Source organism: Bacillus sp. S4, assembly GCF_040838205.1.
Classification (GTDB): Bacteria; Bacillota; Bacilli; order Bacillales; family Bacillaceae_G; genus Bacillus_A; species Bacillus_A cereus_U.
Genome location: NZ_JBFPJI010000263.1, coordinates 1 through 4,724, shown reverse-complemented (window position 1 = coordinate 4,724; position 4,724 = coordinate 1). Strand labels below are relative to the sequence as shown.

Sequence of the window (4,724 nt, the reverse complement as noted above, 5' to 3'; positions counted from 1 at the left end):
ATTCCATATTATTATTTATACATTCTGACAGTAAAGCTTGAAATAATCTTTTCCCTACTTTCAAACCTTGATAATCTTGTAAAATGTAAATCGCATATAATTCCATATCACAATTATATGTACCCATTCTTTCAGTTCCACCATCGATAAATCCAATAATTTCTCCAGTTAACATCTCTGCTATAAATCTATATTGTAGATTGTCTTCTTTTTGAAAAATGTTTTCCCATTGCTTTTTTCTTTGTTCGAATGTTACATTTTCTAAAATTTCGTTAGCGAATATCCCTTTATATGTGGTTTTCCAGCTCTCCACATGCACTTTTACTATACCTGCAATATCATCTTTCGTTGCCCTTCGAATATGTATCTCCATCATTTGCATCCCCTTTTGTAAATGATTATAGCAAAATGTTTTTTCCCATATAAAAAAAGAGTGAATTTTCATCACCCTTTTCAATCTTTTTTATCTACTTTCAACTTCAACAGATACGACATGATCGATTTCTTTTAGAGAACTATATAACTCAGTTGTATATAAATCTTCTGGAGCTAAAATTACCATTTCTAATTGCTGAGATGCTCCATTATCAATATCTTTAATTTTCACTCGCTTCACTTGCATATTTAAATTTTTAATTTGCTTAAAAATCCCGTCTAACTCTCGATGCTCATTTACAGTAATTTTGATAGACAAGTCCTTTTGTCTCAATGAATATGGGCCTGCAATTTTCACAAGGTGAGGAAGTACATTGATTGCTAATATAATTAAAACCATAGCAACCGTCGCTTGTATATAAAATCCTGCTCCAATCGCAATACCTAAAGCTGAAGCAGCCCACACCATTGAAGCTGTCGTTAATCCAGAAATAACGTCATTACTTCTTCGTAAAATTACCCCCGCTCCAAGAAAACCAATACCACTAACAATTTGGGCAGCTAATCGCATTGGATCCATATTCGTATGACCCGGTACAGAATATACATTTACAGATTCAATTGAAACCATTGTAATTAAACAACTTGCTACAGAAATAACCATACTTGTTTTCACACCAAGCGGTTTATTCTTTAGCTGCCTATCTATCCCGATGAATAATCCTAAAAAGAGTGCTAAACCTAATTTGAATAAAAATTCATATGACATATTTCATTCTCCTTACTTTACAATGTTTTCCTTTGAATAATACACTATAACTCTTTTATGATATCAATTCCAGTCTTTTCTATTCATTTAACGACAAAAGCCGAAAAAACATTTTTCACAATGTTTCCCCGGCTTTTTCTATAGCTTTTTTATTACGATTAAGGTCATTCTTTATTTTTGTTCTTTAGTCTTAATCTGTGCATCTTTGTAAAATGCTAATTTACTGTCATTATACTCTTTTGTGTGTTTGTTAAATTGTTCTTTCGCCTTTTGCGCTTCCACATTTAACTCATTAACAGTTTTAACTTTTTCACCAATTTCTTTTAACTTCGTTTCTTTTACTTTTAATTTTTCATACAGCTCTTTTTCATTCGCTAACGCCTTCGTGTAATCCTCATTCATTTTTTGGAATGCAGCATAACGGTTTTTATACGACTCTTCTACTGCTTTAGCTTGTTTTTGTAATTTCTTATCTTCAAGCTTCTCTATATTGCTTTGAACTGATTTCGTCTCCTTCTGAGCTTTCTCTAACAGTTCTTTCTCGTTTTTCAATACTTTCTCACGCTCATTTACATTTGCAGTAGCTTCCTCTATCTTCTTCGTGACTGCTTCATTATGTTCTTTACCTTCTTGTAAAATTTGAGAATATAGTTCTTGCCCTTGCTTTTCTAATTGCTCTAACTTTTTCGTATCATCAGCTAACGATTTTTCTTGTGTCGCTGCTGTTTCAAAAGCCGTATATAAATTTTCTTCTGGTTTTTCACCGAAACAACCTGATAATAATCCTACTGATAATGCTCCAACTACTGCTACTTTTCCATACTTCAACTTCAATTCCTCCAATTACATACGGTTATCGTGCCAGAAATTCACTGGGAGGTGATTCTCTTCATGGTATGCCTCAAATTCATAACCTTTTTCTTTTAGACCCTTTAAAATTGCTGGCACAGCAGCAACTGATTGCGGGTGAATGTCGTGCATTAAAATGACTTCTTGCGGTTTTGTTGCACCAGCTAATACATTTTGAGCGATTTGCGCTGCCGCTGCATCCACTGGTACTTTATTGTATTTCCAGTCTAAAGAGTCAATTGTCCAGTCCCACACTTTTAAACCATCCTCAACTACTTTATTTCGGAGACCTTCATTTAAACCAGGCATCGATCCGTATGGAGGACGTGTTAATTTAGGGGCTTTCCCAATAATATTTGCGATTAAGCCTTGATCTTCTTTCATTTCATTAACATACTCGCCATTTTTATATAACTTCGCAAAATTGTGTGTCATACTATGCATTCCAACATAATGTCCTTCTGCATTTTCACGTTTTACTAAATCAGGAAACTGTTTCACATTCGCACCAATTAAAAAGAATGTCGCCTTCGCATCATGCTGTTTTAACATATTCAATAATTCAGCCGTATATTTTCCTGGCCCATCATCAAATGTAAGGTAAGCAACTTTTCTTTCCTGTCCATTAAAACGACTTGGTGCCGTTTTATTCATTTCAACTTTCGGTTGTTCACTTGCAAGCTGTATTACATTTTCTTGTTTCGCAACAGCTTTTGCTGGTGAAGTAATAGATTGAAACATGAAATACCCAATAGCTACTGCTGCAATCGCTATTAAAACGACTACTACTCGTTTAATATTAAAAGCTTTTTCCATTCTATCGATTCCCTCTCCCTATTAATCTTATATATAAATCACCCAATATAATTATACATCTATTTATTCTTATTACACTATATAAACTTTATATAAATTATAGTGGGAGTTTTATCAAAATTGTTGTTCCTGCCTCAACAAACTCTTTATTCTTTTCATACCAATTCTTGATTGCACTATGTACAACTTTCAAGAAGATTTGTTTTAACCTGTTTGATCTTCCATCAATTCAATTCGCTTTCAATTTGTAATGAGATGAATCTATTTTCTCTACTTTAGGAGTTAATTACCAATTATTCTCCTCTAGTATATCGTACAATTACACCTTTTGTTTATATAAATTTAAATGATTTGAATGTAGACTTGAAAAACCTAGTAGCTTTTCTACTAAAAAAACAAATAAAGCAATCCATTTCCATAAAAAAAGATTGGCTGAGGCCAACCTTTTTTTATACTTATTCATTTCGAGTTGGTTTTGGTGTAACACCTAAATGCTCATTTAACTTATTCGAAATATCTTTCACATTTTTTTCGTTTGGAATGTAATAATAAATACCACCAATACGTTTATCCGTTCCTTCTATTTGCATCTTTTCCATTTGCAGGTCAGATCCAGCCATATTTTTCGTAATAGCAAGCATATCATCAAACGTTAAGTTTGTTTTCATATTTTTATCAACTGCATCAAGTAGAGAGCCCATTTTACTAATAGATTGAACAGACATTGCTTTTTTCGCAATTGCTTCAATTACAAGTTGTTGTCTTTGACCACGCATTGCATCACTGTCAATTTTACGCGTTCTCGCAAGTGCAAGTGCTTGTTCTCCATTTAAATGTTGGTAACCTTTTTCTAAATGGATCATACCTGCTTGGTCTTTACTATCTTGTTCTGTGAAAGTAACCGGTACATCAATATCAATACCACCAATTGAATCTACAATTTGTACAAATGACTCAAAGTTAAACTTCACATAATAATCAACTGGAACATTTAAAAATCTTTCCACTGTATCTCTTGTACTTTCAACCCCACCAAATACGTGTGCGTGTGTAATTTTATCTAATTTTTTTCTAGATGGAATATAAACACGTGAATCACGTGGAATACTTACTAATTTAACTGACTTATCATCTTTATTAATTGTCGCTAATAAAAGTGCATCTGTCCGAACTGCTTCGCCGTATTGGCTTTTTCTCATTTCACTTCCATCTACACCCATGATTAATATTGAAATGTTATCCTTTAAAGGTTCAACTTCTTTATCACGCTTTGATGACTTATCAATTTTTGCATACGCATCACTTACAACAGCTTTTGCTTTGTTATATATAAACGATCCATATCCTACTCCTCCAAAAATAAGTAGGAAAAATGGAATTAAAATGAACCATTTTAATGACTTTCTTTTAGAACGTTTTTTATTACTTCTCGTGTTTTGTTCTAATTCAGAGCTCATACCCATTCGCCTCTCTTTCTCTTTCCCTAGTATAATGTAAGTCTATTAATCTTCATATTGAATTTCCTTTCAATTACCTTACAATTTTGTAAGGTTACTTCATGAATCCAACATGTATTCCATTTCACATTATACTCTTGTGCTTATTTTTGGCAAGTCACTATTTATCAACTTAAAAAACCAAAAACTTCGGAACATTCAGATTTACAGAATTATCATTCTGTTATTTGAGGTAGTAAGATTTTCACCTCACAATTTAGTAGGAATAAAGAGTCAAGTTTGTGCCGTAAAATTTTGATTGGTGATGACTAATAATCAGTGAGAGATAAATCCCCCACTGATTAAAGTTTCACTTAATTATTTCTCATTTGGTGTGTATATTATTTGCTTCCCATTATTATTAATTAAAGCTGACTTTGCTTTTATTTTCGTTTGTTCTATTTCCACATCATCATTAG

At 32.6% G+C, this 4,724-nt stretch carries 5 protein-coding genes; all 5 read right to left on the bottom strand.

Annotated elements, in window-relative coordinates; translation table 11 throughout:
* On the bottom strand, positions 1–376 hold a 376-nt coding region (locus AB3X48_RS18070), incomplete at its 3' end, for a GNAT family N-acetyltransferase (protein ID WP_367959779.1).
* Between the two features lie 87 nt (positions 377–463).
* A complete protein-coding gene (locus AB3X48_RS18065; protein WP_002200827.1) occupies positions 464–1,144 on the bottom strand; it encodes an MgtC/SapB family protein in 681 nt (226 codons plus the stop codon).
* A gap of 171 nt (positions 1,145–1,315) precedes the next feature.
* Complete coding sequence (locus AB3X48_RS18060; RefSeq protein ID WP_002202330.1) at positions 1,316–1,972, bottom strand: YkyA family protein; 657 nt, start codon at positions 1,970–1,972, stop codon at positions 1,316–1,318.
* Positions 1,973–1,987: 15 nt separating this feature from the next.
* A complete protein-coding gene (locus AB3X48_RS18055) occupies positions 1,988–2,809 on the bottom strand; it encodes a peptidoglycan-N-acetylglucosamine deacetylase (RefSeq protein ID WP_016104580.1) in 822 nt (273 codons plus the stop codon).
* A 455-nt stretch (positions 2,810–3,264) separates the two neighbouring features.
* Positions 3,265–4,266: an LCP family protein gene (locus AB3X48_RS18050; protein WP_016104579.1), complete on the bottom strand. Its 1,002-nt coding sequence runs from the start codon at positions 4,264–4,266 to the stop codon at positions 3,265–3,267.
* Between the last annotated feature and the right edge of the window lie 458 nt (positions 4,267–4,724).